The sequence below is a fragment of the Photorhabdus heterorhabditis genome (assembly GCF_018448905.1).
In the GTDB taxonomy this organism is placed as follows: Bacteria; Pseudomonadota; Gammaproteobacteria; order Enterobacterales; family Enterobacteriaceae; genus Photorhabdus; species Photorhabdus heterorhabditis.
In genome coordinates, this window is sequence record NZ_RCWA01000039.1 from 26,286 (window position 1) to 40,641 (window position 14,356).

The window sequence follows — 14,356 nt, forward strand, 5'->3', positions numbered from 1 at the left end:
CTATGCCGTTTTGATCATCCAGGCTTTAGCCAGTTCTACCGTTGTTGAAGAGAACGGTTTTTTCCAAGGTTTCATTCTTGCTCCATAGTTATCCGCCAGTTCTGTGAGAGCTTGATTGACTTGCTCGGCGGTTGTTGCTCTGGCAAGGCTATGTTCGACTTTACGTAATAGTGCGATATTAGAGGCCGGTTGTCCCATTCGGAATAATGATGGATAAACGACTTCACGTGTAATATTCAACGCAATATTAGCGACATCTCTGCGTCTTGCTTCTGTCAGTGCTTGTCCTAATACAGGGGAGTCAATTTTTTCCCCTGCACTGGCACTGAGTAATCGTTGGAATATTGGGTTATCGCTCTGATTCAATTCGCCAGCAATCCATGCTTTACGCTCAGGTGTCGTCGCTAAGGCATCCAGTTTCTGCAATGTAGATTGCATGAATGGGGTCATGGTTAACTGATGATCGTTCTCTTCACTGATAATCACAGCCGCTAATTCAGACAGGAATTCCCGGGCTTCAGCACGGAATTGCGCAATGTCTGAGGTTGCTTCTCGGGATTGTGCCGTAACAGCTGAGAACATTTCATCATCCAGAGATAGTAATGCTTGTTCCAGGTTATCAAAACGGTGCTGTTCTGTTTGTTTTTCCCGATTCTGCAAGTGTTCTGTTACTGTGGAACTCAGCTTTTCTTGTAGGTGGTTTTTTATCTCGCCGCTCATGGTGAAATTCAACGTTCCGCTGAGCGTATTGCTAAAATCACCCATCTCTGTTTTTAGCGGGACTGTGACGGTTTGTTCTTTGTACGTTTTCAGATCCTTGACCTGTAATGCACTTCTGGCGGTTACAGGTGCACCGACGATCCAATCTACTATTGTGGAGCCAAGGCTACCTTTGGCTGGTACATGTACCTTCTCTCCTTCAAATTCCAGGATCAGATTATCATTTTGCCGAATAGGAGAGTGTTGATGATGTGGGTTGATCATCTCAGGGACCGGTACGTTTAACATCACACCGCCGTCTTGGAATTGGGTAATTTCTTGTTCTGTCTGGAAAGGTTGGCTGTGCTCTTCAGGTTTGGAAAATACGATGGGGAAAGAGCCTGAAATATGGGCAGCACGCGCAATTTCCATGTATGGGGTGAGCGTTGAGCTGAAAACGACCATTTGTGGTTTACCATCAAACATTGCGGTTCCGGTAATATTCAGTGATTTTATTTCGGGAATGTGTTTACTCAGAATATCCAAATCTTTAAATGTTACTCCTCCCCCATTGCTGAGCCGATCACGGATGGACGTAATGTCAGGTTTATTGGAAAGTTCTGGGTGGGCTGCTATCTGCTTTAGCATTGATTTAGCGGATTCCTGGCGGATAACTTTTTCCAGTGGTATAGCTTTGGACTGTATACGCGGAAGCAGCTTATAAAGTAGGTCAACCAGCTTTCCTAGTGCGCCAAAAGGACCCGCAAACTGTTTACCGGAGCGGGTGATAGGGGGCGAGTTTGATTGTGTCTTGCTGTTGGGTTTATCTAACAAGGAAATTAGGTCCATTTCATCAGAAAGTTTTTTAAAGCCTGCCGCATTCATACCCGATGCCAATAGTGCGGCAGTAATCCCGCCCGCAGAAGAACCTGACATGGTACGGATGCCTTTTAACATTCCCTGCTCTTCTAAGGCTTTGATAGCTCCGGGATAGGCGGCGCCTTTAGCTCCTCCTCCACTGAGTACCAGGCTAGTTAATGGCGGGCGATTCAACTCCAGGCTGACACTACCATTTTCAAATTGTTTTAACGTAATGTGTCGTTTTCCAGCATCTTCTGCCATAACAGTGGCGTTGCCCCGTGCGGCTGGAGACTGGATTAGGTTACGAACGGCCGTCTCGGCTGGGAGACGTAAAGTTGCCGCTGCACTTTTCAAAGCATTGGTGAGACTTTGAACTACGGGGTCTTTGGTAACGTTTGTTGGAGACGTATAATTTTTTGTTGCTTCATGAGCAGGAGAAGATATTTTTAAAGGATTAATTTGAATTTGCATCTTTAGATACTCTCCAAAAGAATTTTAGAGAGATACTAATGCAAGACACGCAAATCGTTTTACGTAATTAGTCGAGTTTTTATCAAGTTGCTTCGTCGCTTAAAAGAAAAGTGGTTTAACAAGCTATAAATTGAACAAACCTTAAATAAATAGAGTTGCCGACGATGATCGAAACATAGTGAACATTTACCTGTGGTGTTATCAGTATGGACGGTTTTGCATTATCAAAAGTCTAATAATATATGGAGAAGGTTATAATTCAGGAGAGCGATCCTGCCATTGATCTAACCAGCGTAGAACTTCGGCGGTGGCTTGGATCAGATCAGCTGGAATATAGTGGTCGATGAGACCATCTTGATAAAGTGCCCGTGCGAGAGGGATTCGCTGTAATACGGGGATACCTTCTTCCTCGGCAATACGCCGGACCTGTAGGGCTTGGGCATCGGTAAACTTGAGCGTGATGAGAGGTAAAGGTGTTTCTCCTTTCTTATAACGGATACCGATGGCTAGGTGAGTTGGGTTAGCAATTATCACTGATGAATTCTTGACGCTGGCGCGCATATTGCTTGATTGTAATTCCTGGTGAAACTGGCGCCGTTTACTTTTGATCTCTGGGCTGCCTTCACTTTCTTTATATTCCCGTTTAATCTCGTCTTTGCTCATTCTGAGCTGTTTAATATGTTGGTAATGTTCGAAGGCATAATCGGCAATAGAAATGATAATAAACCCGATACCGCATACAGTCATTAGCTGGGTTAACATCATACCAAGTACCGGAATAATACATCTTAACCCGCATTCCGGTAGGTTTAGTAGCCCCTGTAGATTACCTGCCAGAGTAACCCAGATTAGGGTACAGAGTAGACCTACTTTGAGTATTGATTTGACGAATTCTACCAGGCTCTTGATAGAAAAAATTCTCTTGGCACCTTCGACAGGGTTGATTTTTTTAATATCAGGTTTGATTGAATTTCCACTCAGCAGGAAACCGTATTGAGCGAAGTGTGATACCAGCGATAATGAAACGGAAACGCTCAAAATTGGCAGGCAAAGGTAGACCAGTTCCTGCATCAGGTTTTCAACGACATGATTGAGGGCTTGGGGGAAGGGTTTCTCCAGCAGGTTAGTAGGAATCAACATCAGTTTACTCAGATGTTCCAGATAGTAATCAGACATAACCATTATCATACCAATCAGTCCCAGGATTAAGGAGGTAGATACTACTTCAGCACTCTTGATTACTTGGCCTTTTTTGCGGGCATCTCTGAGTTTCTTGGGCGTAGGTTTTTCAGTTTTCTCTCCACTCATGGGACCTCCAGGATCGGGGTTAACATGTTCAAAGGAGAGAGGGTTAACAGCACCTTATCATAGGCATGGTGCATCAGTAACCAGATATAGATAACCAGTAGCAGACTGGCAATTGCACTCTTGATCGGCATTGCTAACACGAAAACATTGAGAGAGGGAGCAAAACGGCTAATCAATGCCAATCCAAATTCTGCCAGAAACATGGCAATTAACAGGGGGGCAGCCATCAAGGCGCAAAGTTGTAGCAGATAACTGAACTGACCATAGAAAAAACTGATCCACTGGTTGGTGATTTGGGGGAAGAACTGGGCTACCGGCCAACTGTTATAGCTCTGAAATAGGGCACTAAGTAGACTAAGAAAAGCACCGCCGGAGAAAAAAAGTGTGATCAGAGTTTGAGTTAATAACAGACCGGTAGGTGAAGTTTGGCTTCCAAGGGAAGGGTTAAGTACTGAAGCCATTGCTGCTCCCCGCTGGTTATCCACAATAAAACCTGTGGCTTCCATGGCCCAAAATGGGATAGAAGCGATAAAGCCGATTAGTGAGCCAAGCAAGACTTCTTTGCCAAGCAGCATCATCAATTCCAGGCTGCCAAAAGTGGGCAGGGCGCTACCGGCTATCGTTGGGTAAACATAAAGGGCCAGTGAGCAAGCTACACTGTTACGAATCATTCCACCTCCCAGCATCTGTTTGCTGAGGACAGGGAATATCACGAAACAACTCATAATGCGTGGTAACAGCAGGGTATAGGCAAGTATGTGTTGCTGAAGCTCTTGTAGCGTCATTTGATCAATGGCACCTTGAGAAAGGCCATGTTGGCGAAGCTGTAGAGCTCGTTGCCAAGCCAGGTAGCAGTGGCAAATAGAGTGATGATGACCGCAATTAATTTGATGACAAAACCTAATGTTTGTTCTTGTATTTGGGTGAGTGCTTGGATCAGAGAAACCAGTGTTCCCACTGCGGCAGCCATCAGTACAGGTGGCAGGGAAAGGATTAACACTAACCAGAGAGATTGACTGGTGAAATGTAGAATGTCAGCGTTACTCATATTTAACTTCCATAACTGATGACAAGGCCGTGTGTCAGGCGTGTCCAGCCATCAAGCAGGACAAATAGTAGTAACTTGAAAGGAAGAGAAATGGTCATGGGAGAAACCATCATCATTCCCATTGCGAGCAGAATATTAGAAATAATGAGATCGATCGCAATAAATGGCAAATAAAGAAGAAACCCAATTTCAAATGCTCGGGTTAACTCACTGACGGTAAAGGCTGGTAGTAAGATTAGCAGGCTGTCTGGTTCTAGCCGGTCTGCGTATTGGCTTGGCCAAATTTGTCGGGTGCTATCGATAAAGAAAGTGCGTTCACTGGGCTTAATATGTTGTTTGAGAAAGTTCCGATAAGGCGCCATGCCCTCTTCCAGGAATTTTTCTACTGATTGTGCGTTGCTAAATGAAACTTCGTTCTGACGCAGGTAATCCTGAGTAGCAAACCCCACAGGAGCCATCACGTAGATAGTGAGGATAATTGCCAGCCCATACATAGCCATGTTGGGCGGGATTTGTTGTACTCCCAAGGCATTACGTAATAAGGAAAATACCACACTCAGTTTGAGAAAAGAGGTGGCCATCACGGCAATAAAAGGGAGCAGTGATAGTAGTGCAAGTCCGATGATGAGATCTAGCTCGTCCGGTAGCTGGATCATGATTCTTTTTCCATGGCAAGGTGCTCAACTCTTATTCCCAAACGTCCCTGAATATCCACTAGCCTTCCTGAGCCGAGGCATTTTTGGTTGACGAGAATACGCACTTCGCCATCTGGCGGGATACCAAGATCAAGTAATGAACCGGGTTGTAGACTGGTAAGTGTATGCAAATCAATAATCTGGCGACCTACTTCGAAACTGACATGAACCTCTAAGCTGTCTAAGTCCGTTACTGACGAAGTGTTGCTGGGACTGTCAGGAGAGGGTGTGTGCATAGTGATTAACTCCAGTTTATATTCATGATATTTAAAGTAGGCCCAGGGGCGCCCTTCCAGGTACCCTAACAGAGGAGTATCTGGTTGCAGCTGGGGGGACAATAGCAGTACATCCCCAGATTCCAGGGTGCGAAATTCGTTCAAGGTCAGGTTTATTGCTCCCCATTGTAGAGAAAGTAGTAATGGAATGGTCAGGTATTCGCCCGGTTGACGTTTTGGCAATATGGCAAGTAAGGGAGAGGGTTCTGGTAACCAGAGCGGTAATGTGGCACCTTGCCGTTCAAAGCGCAATAGTAAGCAGATTGACAAAGAGGGAGCCGATGTGGTACGCAGTGCTGACCATGATAGATCGGATAGCATCTTACTCTGGTGTTCCAGTAGTGATAGCAGTAGATCCTGAGGAAGTGAGGATAAGTCCGCTTGTTGCAGCTCAGGAGTAAGCCACAGGCTCAGTTCAGCTGCATGGCAATAAAAACAGAATGTATGCCCTTTCCAATGGGCAAGTAGTACTCTGTCCAATGTTTGCGGGGGAGAGACGACATCCAGGGAGAGGTGACCATTAGCCCAGCTAAATTGTTGCTGATGACGACTCAAGGTTTGACGCACGGTCAATTCTTCCAGTGAGACTTTGGGTAAGGTCAGGTTATTCATACATCGTCTTCCCATTCTTCATATATGTTGCGACGTTGGCGTGAACCATGCTCGCTATCCGTTTGAGAGGGAAGAGAGAGTTCGATCGTTTGTGTTGGATAAAGGAGCTGTAAACGTTCAAGCAACTCAAAGCGTGCCTGCTTCAGTAGTTGTTGGGTTGTCGGATTCGCCAGAATCTCTATTTGAAGTTTGCCATTCTCGTTGGTTAGTTGGATCTCAAGAGCGCCTAGGTTAGGCAGTGTCAGATGTAATGTCGTCGGATGTGGATGTCGTGTTAGTTCTATACTAATCTCTATACCCAGTTTATCAATCAGCGCCGCTAAAAGGGGAGAAGAGGCTGAGGCTGCTTGCATCGTAGCTAGTATGCGCTCTCCTGGCAGGAGTTGTGTTTGTGGCAAGAAAAGCCCTTTCCCATCTGATTCGTTAGGGTAAGAGGGCTGAGTGTCAGATTCTGTTGGCTTCGACGCCGACAGAGGGGGCATCTCTAATTCGTTGAGGAGCTTGCTTTCTGCAATACCAAGTTCATTGGGATGGTAGATAGGTATAGGTAAAGTCAGATCTGCTTGCTGGCGAGGAATTACCCTTTGTTGTGTGTCTGGTCGTGTGGATATATCAGGTGTTGTCCGAGTCGCCGGGTAGTCTGTCGGTTTATTGTTTGGGTCTTCCCATACAGGGATAGCTACCGTGTCAGGATAAGAAGTAATCGTAGAGGTGATATCGACCAGTTCTAGATCAGAAATGGGTTGGGTGTTCTGGTTTGTCTGACGCGTAGGGAGATCAGGTATTGCCAGAGAGCCTGTCCATTTATGTGTCAGAGATTGTTTTATTTCAATCGTGATTTCATTGAGGTGATGAACAGATGCCGATAGATTTTCTTTCTGATCCAGTTCAGCTTGCCAGTAGCTAGAGTTTATATCACCTCCTTGAGAGAGGGTTGGTGCATCACGGTTTAGCCGTGGCTGGAGAGTCGTTTGCTGTGTATCTGGTTGGGTGGCGAATATGTTTGGCGTTGTTTTAGTCATTGGATAATGTGCTGGTTCACCGTTTGCGTCTTTCTGTACAGCTATGGTGTTTCTCTGTTTGTGTTCAATGATTGTCTCCGCAGGGGGAGAAACAAATGTTGGTAAGATTTCCCTCTGATTTGGGCTAGCCTGGCTCTCTTCTCTATTATTATGTGAAACGGGAGAGATACTATGGTGTGGCTGTGGTAAAGAATGTATACCCGGGTCATTGGTTGTTAGGTGCATGGAGTCGAATGAAGAAAGTTCCTCATTTGAGTCATCCGTGGAATGCAAATTCGCTGTTCTGTTATTTGTCTTCGTGTCATTTAACGATTGTTCCGACCGTGGTGGTGTTGGCTGACGTGTGTGTGAGGTGATAGCCAGCTCGAAACGGCGTTGCAAGTCTGCGTCTGCCGCCACGGAGGACTCTGGGAGGGAGGATACACCTTTGCCGATAGCTGTCAGTGGGTTCATGCTTTCTGTTTTATACTCTTTCTTGACGATGGAACTCTTCTTGTTCCAGCTCTTCCTGGTATTCACTTTGGATACGGAGCGCTTCTTGTTTCTGGCGACTCAATTCATTAAATTTTTCTTGTTGACGGCGTGCGTGGTGCAATACGCGTTGGCACTCTTGTAATTGGTGGAACTCTAGCTCCACTTGTTCGAGTATTTCAGCGATTTTCTTCTCCAGTTGCGCTTCATTTTCGCGCAACTGGGCAACTTGTTGCTGCCAACGCTCAAGCCCTTTGCGGTCAATGGGTTTGCCTTGACACAGTTTAAAAAGACGTTGTTCTTCTTTTATTCGCCACTGATAGTAATCTTGTACGTTTTGCAAGGCTTGTTGGTGTCGCTGATGAGCCGTTTGAAGCTTCATTTGTTGCAGTGACAGATATTGTTCAGCGCGTTTGACACGTAACGCTTTTATACGTTGTAAGCGATCAATCATTATTTCGTTATCTGTTGTAAGAGCGCCAGAGTTTGCGGCAGATCACTTGGCTCATGAGTACCTTGACGCAACCAACCACGTATTGCTTCAATATGCGCAATAGCGTTGTCGGCAACAGGATCTTGCCCTTTTTGGTACTCCCCAATCTGGAGCAGAAGTTCAACCTCTTCATATTTAGCTAGCCAGTGGCGTAACAGGTTGGCCTGAGCTTGGTGCGCGGGGGTGATAATTTGATTCATCACCCTGCTAGCCGAACGTAATACATCAATGGCCGGGTAGTGATTAGCAGCGGCCAACTTGCGTGACAGAATAATGTGGCCGTCTAGGATAGAACGAGTTTCATCTGCCACAGGTTCTGTCATGTCATCCCCTTCTACCAATACAGTATAAAGGGCTGTAATCGAACCTTTGTCAGATTGACCCGCACGTTCCATTAACCGTGGTAAGGCCGCGAAGACTGATGGAGGATATCCTCGTCGGGTTGGTGGTTCACCTGCCGCCAGACCTATTTCTCGTTGAGCGCGGGCGAAACGGGTCACGGAATCCATCAATAGTAGTACTCGTTTGCCCTGATCGCGGAAATATTCGGCGATTGACGTGGCTACGAATCCTGCCTTAGCCCTCTCCATTGCTGGGCGATCTGAGGTAGCTACTACTAGCACTGAGCGTTTTAATCCCTCTTCGCCCAGATCCGATTCGATGAATTCTCGTACTTCTCGACCTCGTTCACCGATGAGTGCTAGCACGGTAACATCAACTTCGGCATTACGAATCAATGTAGATAACAGCGTACTTTTTCCACCACCCGCAGCGGCAAAAATCCCCATACGTTGCCCTTCACCACAGGTTAGCAAGCCATCAATAGCTCTGATTCCAAGTGAGAGCGGGTGTTCAATCCGTTTACGACTCATTGGTGCTGGAGCGTCTCGATAAACTGGATACCAAGTTTGTGGCTCTGGTAATTGGCCGCCAGAAAATGGGTTACCCAATCCGTCAAGGACTTGTCCTAATAGATAATCACCAACTCCAACTTGATGCATAGCACCAGTTGGACTCACTTCTGTATTCGAAGAGATACCAAACATCTCACCAAGTGGTGTCAACAGAGCTTGATGTTGCTGGAAACCGATAACCTCCGCCAAGAGCGACAATGTGTTATCAGGATTGCGCAGGTGACAAAGCTCACCTATCCGTACACCAGGAATGACAGCTTTGAGCAGGGTGCCTGTAACCTGGGTAACTCTACCGCGAATCTGAATCAGTCGACATTCCCTAATGGCGTGGTGCATTTGGCCAGGAATGTGGTCTAGGGAAAGCTTCATAGTCGTTATATGTAATCTTTACTACCAACACTATAAAGTAGGGAATGAAAGAAGGATTACAGTCTGAGTCGGGAGTTTTTAGAAAATGGTTGTAGTTGACATGACGATTCCCCAATCGCTTTAGGGGCAGTTTCTGGCGGATTTTGCTAAAAATTCACGACTGATTTTGGCATAGACACTGGGTTGGTATCTTTATAATTTGTCCATTATTAACTCTGATATGACAGGTTAAACCGTGGGTATTATCCAAAATCATCTTCATTCGATGACTTTGCCAGAACCTGATGCCGGGATTGCAGCACAACAGAGACCGGAGGTCGGTCAGTTTCAGGGAGAAAAAGCGGTGCTGGTAGCTGCATCCCAATCTTTTGCTGATGCAGCTGAAGAACTTACCTTTGCATTTTCGGAACGTAAGGATATGCCGCTCTCCAGACGTAAGGTTAGTGATGGGCATGCCCGGGTGAGGGAAATTGAGGCATTGGTAAGTGAATATTTTCAGAAGATACCGGATTTAGAGCGTCAACAAAAGATCAAGTCATTGATCTCTCACTTAAATAACGGTCAACTGGTTAATATTTCTCAGCTACAAGCTTACCTAGAGAGTTTCTCTGAAGAGGTGAGTGAGCAATTTTATGCGTTAAGTCAAGCCCGCGAAGCGTTAACAGGTAAGCCAGAAGCACGCGCTATATTGACATTGATTGAACATGAATTGTCACGTTTAGCACAAGAGCAAGGTGTAGCTATTGAATTAGGTGCTCACATTACTCCTGATGCGACAATAGCGGCTCAAGATGGAGTGGGTGAATTGCAGGCATTGCGTAATATCTATCGTGATGCAGTTATGGATTATCAAGGGTTATCGGCTGCTTGGCGGGATATCCAGTCCCATTTCAAGTGTAGTTCTGTGATGGATGTGACCGGGTTTATCATGAAAGCCTTGAGTGCTGATCTGGACAGCCAACCGCGGCACCTTGATCCTGTGAAGCTGGAGCGCGTGATGAGTGACATGCATAAGCTCCGTTTGCTTAACAGTTTGTCAGTTCAGGTTGAGCAGTTGTGGAAAAGCGTGATCGAAGGGGAAAGTCATGGCATACGGGCCTTCTGACCTTATGGGAGATGTTGTTTCCTTGGTCGAGAAACGCTGGGCCAATGTGCGGGATGTTGAAATGCTCTGTCATGCTTTAGGGTTGCAGGATAGCCAAACTCAAATTCATTTCTACCGGGAATTGAAACGATTGATTCGGCTGATTCCGGTGGAAGTGTTTAGTGATGAGGAACAGCGCCAAAACCTGCTTAATTCTTGTCAATCGGCACTTGATACGGCAATTGAGAGCGAAGATGAATTGTGGTCAGGAGAAGGAACATCATGAACTGGGTAGAGCCACAATTGCTTCAATTTTGTCAGGATTTGGGTGTGGAAATGTCTGATGCTTCCAGTCCTTTGATCCAAATAGATTTTGAGTACTCTGGCACGTTACAGATTGAGCGTTATGGTGAGTTATTAACGCTTTGGCTGGCCCGTGAAATCCCTTGGCATCAGGGGGGCGACGTGATGGTTAAGGCAATGTCGCTTACTTTTAGCGGGCTGGGGCCTGAATTGCCTCTGCGTTGTGGCTGGTTGGGGGATGATCGTCTGTTATTGTTTGTTACATTAGATGAACGGTGCATAACGCTGCCTTTGCTGCATCAGGCATTTTGCTCTTTATTAAGGGTACAGCGTGAGGTGCTCGCTTCGTGAGTAGAATCGCTTCCGCCCATATAGGAATTGAGCAACTGACGGCGATCAGCCGGGAAGAGATAGCAGTTGGTTTGCCCGAACGCTATGCGTTATTGCCTGATGGTCAATCCGTTGAGACCCATTCTGCACGTCTTTATCCAGCTAACAAAGCTGATCAGGCTTTACTGGCCTTTGCTTGCCCAAAAGATGGATTTCATTCTCTGTTGCGTCCGCAGGACTTCCGTCAGGCTGTCAGTAGCCTGCGAGCGACTTTACAACAAGGTGATGATATTAGGGTACGGAATGCCGTTTCCTTGTTGGAAAATATGAATCAAGATGAACAGTTGTTGCAGATGGCTCTGCATCTGTTACACAAGGTATGACCATGACTCTCAGTTCTAAACAGCAGAGCGCTTTGCTACTGCTAGGTTGGCTTCAACTCCAGTACGGTCATCCTGAACGAGCTCGCATTTTGTTGGATGCGTTGCTGGCTTTACATCCTGAGCATCAAGAAGGACGTCGAGCTTTGGTAGTTTCATTACTTAAGCTGCAACGGGGAGGTGTGGCAAAAGAGCATTGTACGCTCTTACAGGAGCAGGGAGAACAAGGTGCAGCCCTCTGGCTTTGTGTCAGCCGAGCCTGCCAACAAGAGGGAGATTTGGAAGAGGCTCGTAGTGCTTATCAGCGTTATCTCTCCCAAGGGACGCCACTGTGAATCGTGGGTTTGAGTTATTAAGTCTGCTCGGCGAGCGTAAAGATATTATGCTAGCAATATTGTTGCTGGCTGTTGTCTTCATGATGGTGTTGCCACTTCCTCCTGTCCTGCTTGACATTTTGATCGCCATTAATATGACTATCTCTGTCGTGCTAATGATGATGGCGGTCTATATAAATTCACCTTTGCAATTTTCTGCTTTCCCGGCAGTTTTGTTGGTAACAACGCTGTTTCGCTTGGCGCTTTCAGTGAGTACCACCCGAATGATCCTTTTGCAGGCTGATGCCGGGAAGATTGTTTATACCTTTGGTAATTTTGTTGTTGGTGGAAATTTGATAGTAGGGATAGTGATCTTCCTGATTATCACTATCGTACAATTCATCGTCATAACCAAAGGTTCGGAACGTGTGGCTGAGGTCAGCGCCCGCTTTTCCCTTGATGCTATGCCCGGTAAGCAGATGAGCATTGACGGAGATATGCGTGCTGGAGTGATTGACGTCAATGAAGCTAGGGAGAGGCGCAGCATTATCGAAAAAGAGAGCCAGATGTTTGGTTCAATGGATGGCGCAATGAAATTTGTTAAGGGTGATGCTATTGCTAGTCTCCTCATCATCTTTGTCAACATCTTGGGGGGAATAACTATAGGTGTTACTCAGAAGGGGATGACAGCTTCTGAGGCATTGCAACTCTACGCTATTTTGACCGTTGGTGATGGCATGGTTGCTCAGGTTCCGGCACTGCTGATTGCTATCACAGCGGGTATCATTGTTACTCGGGTTTCATCGGAAGATTCCTTGGATCTGGGTAATGAGATTGGCGAGCAGATCATTGCTCAACCTAAGGCGCTGCTGATTGGTGGTGTTTTATTGGTATTGTTTGGACTTATTCCCGGGTTCCCTACATTAACCTTTTTGATGCTTGCACTGGTGGTGACTGGTGGAGGCTATTTTTTGTTCCAACGTCAGCGGCAAGTCAACGCTAGCCAGCAAACTGACCTTCCTAGTTTGTTAGCTCAAGGGGCGGGGGCTCCGGCTGCTAAACCTAAATCTAAGCCTAAGATCGGTAGTAAGGCCAAAGGTGGGAAACTTAGTGAGAAAGAGGAATTCGCTATGACGGTTCCTTTACTTATTGATGTGGATGCTGGGTTACAAGCTGAGCTGGAAGCTATTTCGCTTAATGATGAATTAATACGGGTACGACGCGCGCTCTATTTAGACTTGGGAGTCCCATTTCCAGGTATCCATTTACGCTTTAATGAGGGTATGAAGGAAGGAGAGTACCTGATCCAACTACAAGAGGTACCTGTTGCCCGTGGTCGGTTGCGTTTGGCACATTTGCTGGTACAGGAACCGGTCAGTCAGTTGGAATTGTTGGCTATTCCCTATGAGGAAGGAGAGCCGTTGTTACCGAATCAACCTACTTTGTGGGTAGCTGAAGCACACCAAGAGCGTTTATCTAAGTCTGGATTGGCGGTTTTATCAATGTCTCAGGTAATAACTTGGCATTTGTCACATGTGTTGCGGGAATATGCGGAAGATTTTATTGGTGTTCAGGAAACCCGTTATCTTTTGGAGCAGATGGAAGGCAGCTATGGTGAGTTGGTCAAGGAGGCTATGCGCATAATCCCACTGCAACGGATGACAGAGATACTACAACGACTGGTAGGAGAGGATATCTCTATTCGCAATACACGTGCGATTCTCGAAGCCATGGTGGTATGGGGGCAAAAGGAGAAAGATGTGGTGCAATTGACGGAGTATATTCGTAGTAGCCTCAAACGTTACATTTGTTACAAATACGCTAACGGCAATAACATTCTGCCTGCTTATCTGCTGGACCAACAGGTAGAAGAACAGATCCGGGGAGGAATTCGCCAGACGAGTGCAGGGAGTTATTTGGCGCTGGACCCGGCGGTGACTCAAAGTTTCCTTGAACAGATGAAGAAAACTGTAGGCGATTTAACGCAGATGCAGAATAAGCCAGTGTTGATCGTATCAATGGATATTCGTCGCTATGTACGTAAGTTAATTGAGGGTGATCACCATGGTTTACCAGTCCTTTCATACCAAGAGTTGACTCAACAGATTAATATTCAGCCTCTTGGTAGGGTTTGTCTATGAATCATGATCCGCTTACCCCGTGGTTTGAAGCGCACGGTTATTCGGTGCTACCTCACTGTATGGGGAATAGCTCAATTCCTCTTGGCTGGCGTGTGCGGTGTGAAGGCTGTGAAATTGCCTGGCGCTATGATGCACCGAGGGTTTGGATCATTATGTTGCGCCGAACCCGGCAACGCCAGGGACTTGCTAATCCATTTGCTCCTCTTTATCTATTGGCAAAAGTGACTATGGAAATGCTTGGGCCGGGTAGTTGGCTTTATGGTCAAGTTAATACCTTGGTTGATTCACCCCTTAATGACGAATGTTTGGCTCGATTTTATCACCGCTGGGCAGGAGCGAGAGAGGTAACACCTGGCTGGTTCGAGTTAGAAGTTAGCAAAAACCGCCGTAAACCCTTGCCCAGTGCGGGCGGGGATATAAGGCGAAAAGCCCAAAGGGCTTTAGGTCTGGCTACTCCAACGTATCCTGACTGAATTGATATCTGCCTGTAAAACAGGCTAAAATGAATGCACTTTATCAATGAGCGCTGAATATGTTAAGAGCGACCAAAGTCCGCATCTACCCCA

At 46.3% G+C, this 14,356-nt stretch carries 16 protein-coding genes; 7 read left to right on the plus strand and 9 right to left on the minus strand.

Annotated features, from left to right (window positions below):
- From EAE89_RS18740 to sctN, 9 genes are all read right to left on the minus strand, one after another.
- A complete protein-coding gene (locus EAE89_RS18740; RefSeq protein WP_214086394.1) occupies positions 1 to 2,031 on the minus strand; it encodes a patatin-like phospholipase family protein in 2,031 nt (676 codons plus the stop codon).
- Between the two features lie 252 nt (positions 2,032 to 2,283).
- Positions 2,284 to 3,339 (minus strand): type III secretion system export apparatus subunit SctU, encoded by a 1,056-nt coding sequence (sctU, locus tag EAE89_RS18745; RefSeq protein WP_214086395.1) that lies wholly within the window; start codon positions 3,337 to 3,339, stop codon positions 2,284 to 2,286.
- Positions 3,336 to 4,124, minus strand: coding sequence for a type III secretion system export apparatus subunit SctT (gene sctT, locus EAE89_RS18750; RefSeq protein ID WP_214086396.1), 789 nt, complete (start codon positions 4,122 to 4,124; stop codon positions 3,336 to 3,338). Before sctT ends, sctU begins: the two co-directional genes overlap by 4 nt.
- On the minus strand, positions 4,121 to 4,387 hold the full coding sequence (gene sctS / locus EAE89_RS18755; protein WP_021323784.1) for a type III secretion system export apparatus subunit SctS: 267 nt from the start codon (positions 4,385 to 4,387) through the stop codon (positions 4,121 to 4,123). The genes sctT and sctS overlap by 4 nt, the downstream gene beginning before the upstream one ends.
- Positions 4,388 to 4,389: 2 nt before the next feature.
- Positions 4,390 to 5,043 (minus strand): type III secretion system export apparatus subunit SctR, encoded by a 654-nt coding sequence (gene sctR / locus EAE89_RS18760; protein WP_054477421.1) that lies wholly within the window; start codon positions 5,041 to 5,043, stop codon positions 4,390 to 4,392.
- Positions 5,040 to 5,969: a type III secretion system cytoplasmic ring protein SctQ gene (gene sctQ, locus EAE89_RS18765; protein ID WP_214086397.1), complete on the minus strand. Its 930-nt coding sequence runs from the start codon at positions 5,967 to 5,969 to the stop codon at positions 5,040 to 5,042. Before sctQ ends, sctR begins: the two co-directional genes overlap by 4 nt.
- A complete protein-coding gene (locus EAE89_RS18770; protein WP_214086398.1) occupies positions 5,966 to 7,444 on the minus strand; it encodes a type III secretion system needle length determinant in 1,479 nt (492 codons plus the stop codon). The genes sctQ and EAE89_RS18770 overlap by 4 nt, the downstream gene beginning before the upstream one ends.
- Positions 7,445 to 7,454: 10 nt before the next feature.
- Positions 7,455 to 7,916, minus strand: a complete 462-nt coding sequence (locus EAE89_RS18775; protein WP_214086399.1) for a type III secretion protein — start codon at positions 7,914 to 7,916, stop codon at positions 7,455 to 7,457.
- A complete protein-coding gene (sctN, locus tag EAE89_RS18780; RefSeq protein WP_149616234.1) occupies positions 7,916 to 9,238 on the minus strand; it encodes a type III secretion system ATPase SctN in 1,323 nt (440 codons plus the stop codon). The genes EAE89_RS18775 and sctN overlap by 1 nt, the downstream gene beginning before the upstream one ends.
- Before the next feature lie 235 nt (positions 9,239 to 9,473).
- Here sctN and sctW point away from each other — a divergent pair, with 235 nt between their 5' ends.
- Genes sctW through EAE89_RS18815 form a run of 7 tightly spaced genes read left to right on the plus strand, consistent with a single transcriptional unit; the run spans position 9,474 to position 14,263 of the window.
- Complete coding sequence (gene sctW / locus EAE89_RS18785; protein ID WP_054477412.1) at positions 9,474 to 10,343, plus strand: type III secretion system gatekeeper subunit SctW; 870 nt, start codon at positions 9,474 to 9,476, stop codon at positions 10,341 to 10,343.
- Positions 10,324 to 10,608, plus strand: a complete 285-nt coding sequence (locus EAE89_RS18790) for a TyeA family type III secretion system gatekeeper subunit (protein WP_054477411.1) — start codon at positions 10,324 to 10,326, stop codon at positions 10,606 to 10,608. Before sctW ends, EAE89_RS18790 begins: the two co-directional genes overlap by 20 nt.
- On the plus strand, positions 10,605 to 10,976 hold the full coding sequence (sycN, locus tag EAE89_RS18795; RefSeq protein ID WP_054477409.1) for a type III secretion chaperone SycN: 372 nt from the start codon (positions 10,605 to 10,607) through the stop codon (positions 10,974 to 10,976). The genes EAE89_RS18790 and sycN overlap by 4 nt, the downstream gene beginning before the upstream one ends.
- Entirely contained in the window at positions 10,973 to 11,338 is a 366-nt protein-coding gene (gene sctX / locus EAE89_RS18800) for a YscX family type III secretion system protein SctX (protein WP_149616235.1), read from the plus strand. Before sycN ends, sctX begins: the two co-directional genes overlap by 4 nt.
- Positions 11,339 to 11,340: 2 nt before the next feature.
- Positions 11,341 to 11,670, plus strand: coding sequence for a type III secretion system chaperone SctY (gene sctY, locus EAE89_RS18805; protein WP_054477406.1), 330 nt, complete (start codon positions 11,341 to 11,343; stop codon positions 11,668 to 11,670).
- A 47-nt stretch (positions 11,671 to 11,717) separates the two neighbouring features.
- Positions 11,718 to 13,790: a type III secretion system export apparatus subunit SctV gene (gene sctV, locus EAE89_RS18810; RefSeq protein WP_214086400.1), complete on the plus strand. Its 2,073-nt coding sequence runs from the start codon at positions 11,718 to 11,720 to the stop codon at positions 13,788 to 13,790.
- On the plus strand, positions 13,787 to 14,263 hold the full coding sequence (locus tag EAE89_RS18815) for an LcrR family type III secretion system chaperone (protein ID WP_083451891.1): 477 nt from the start codon (positions 13,787 to 13,789) through the stop codon (positions 14,261 to 14,263). Before sctV ends, EAE89_RS18815 begins: the two co-directional genes overlap by 4 nt.
- Positions 14,264 to 14,356: the final 93 nt, after the last annotated feature.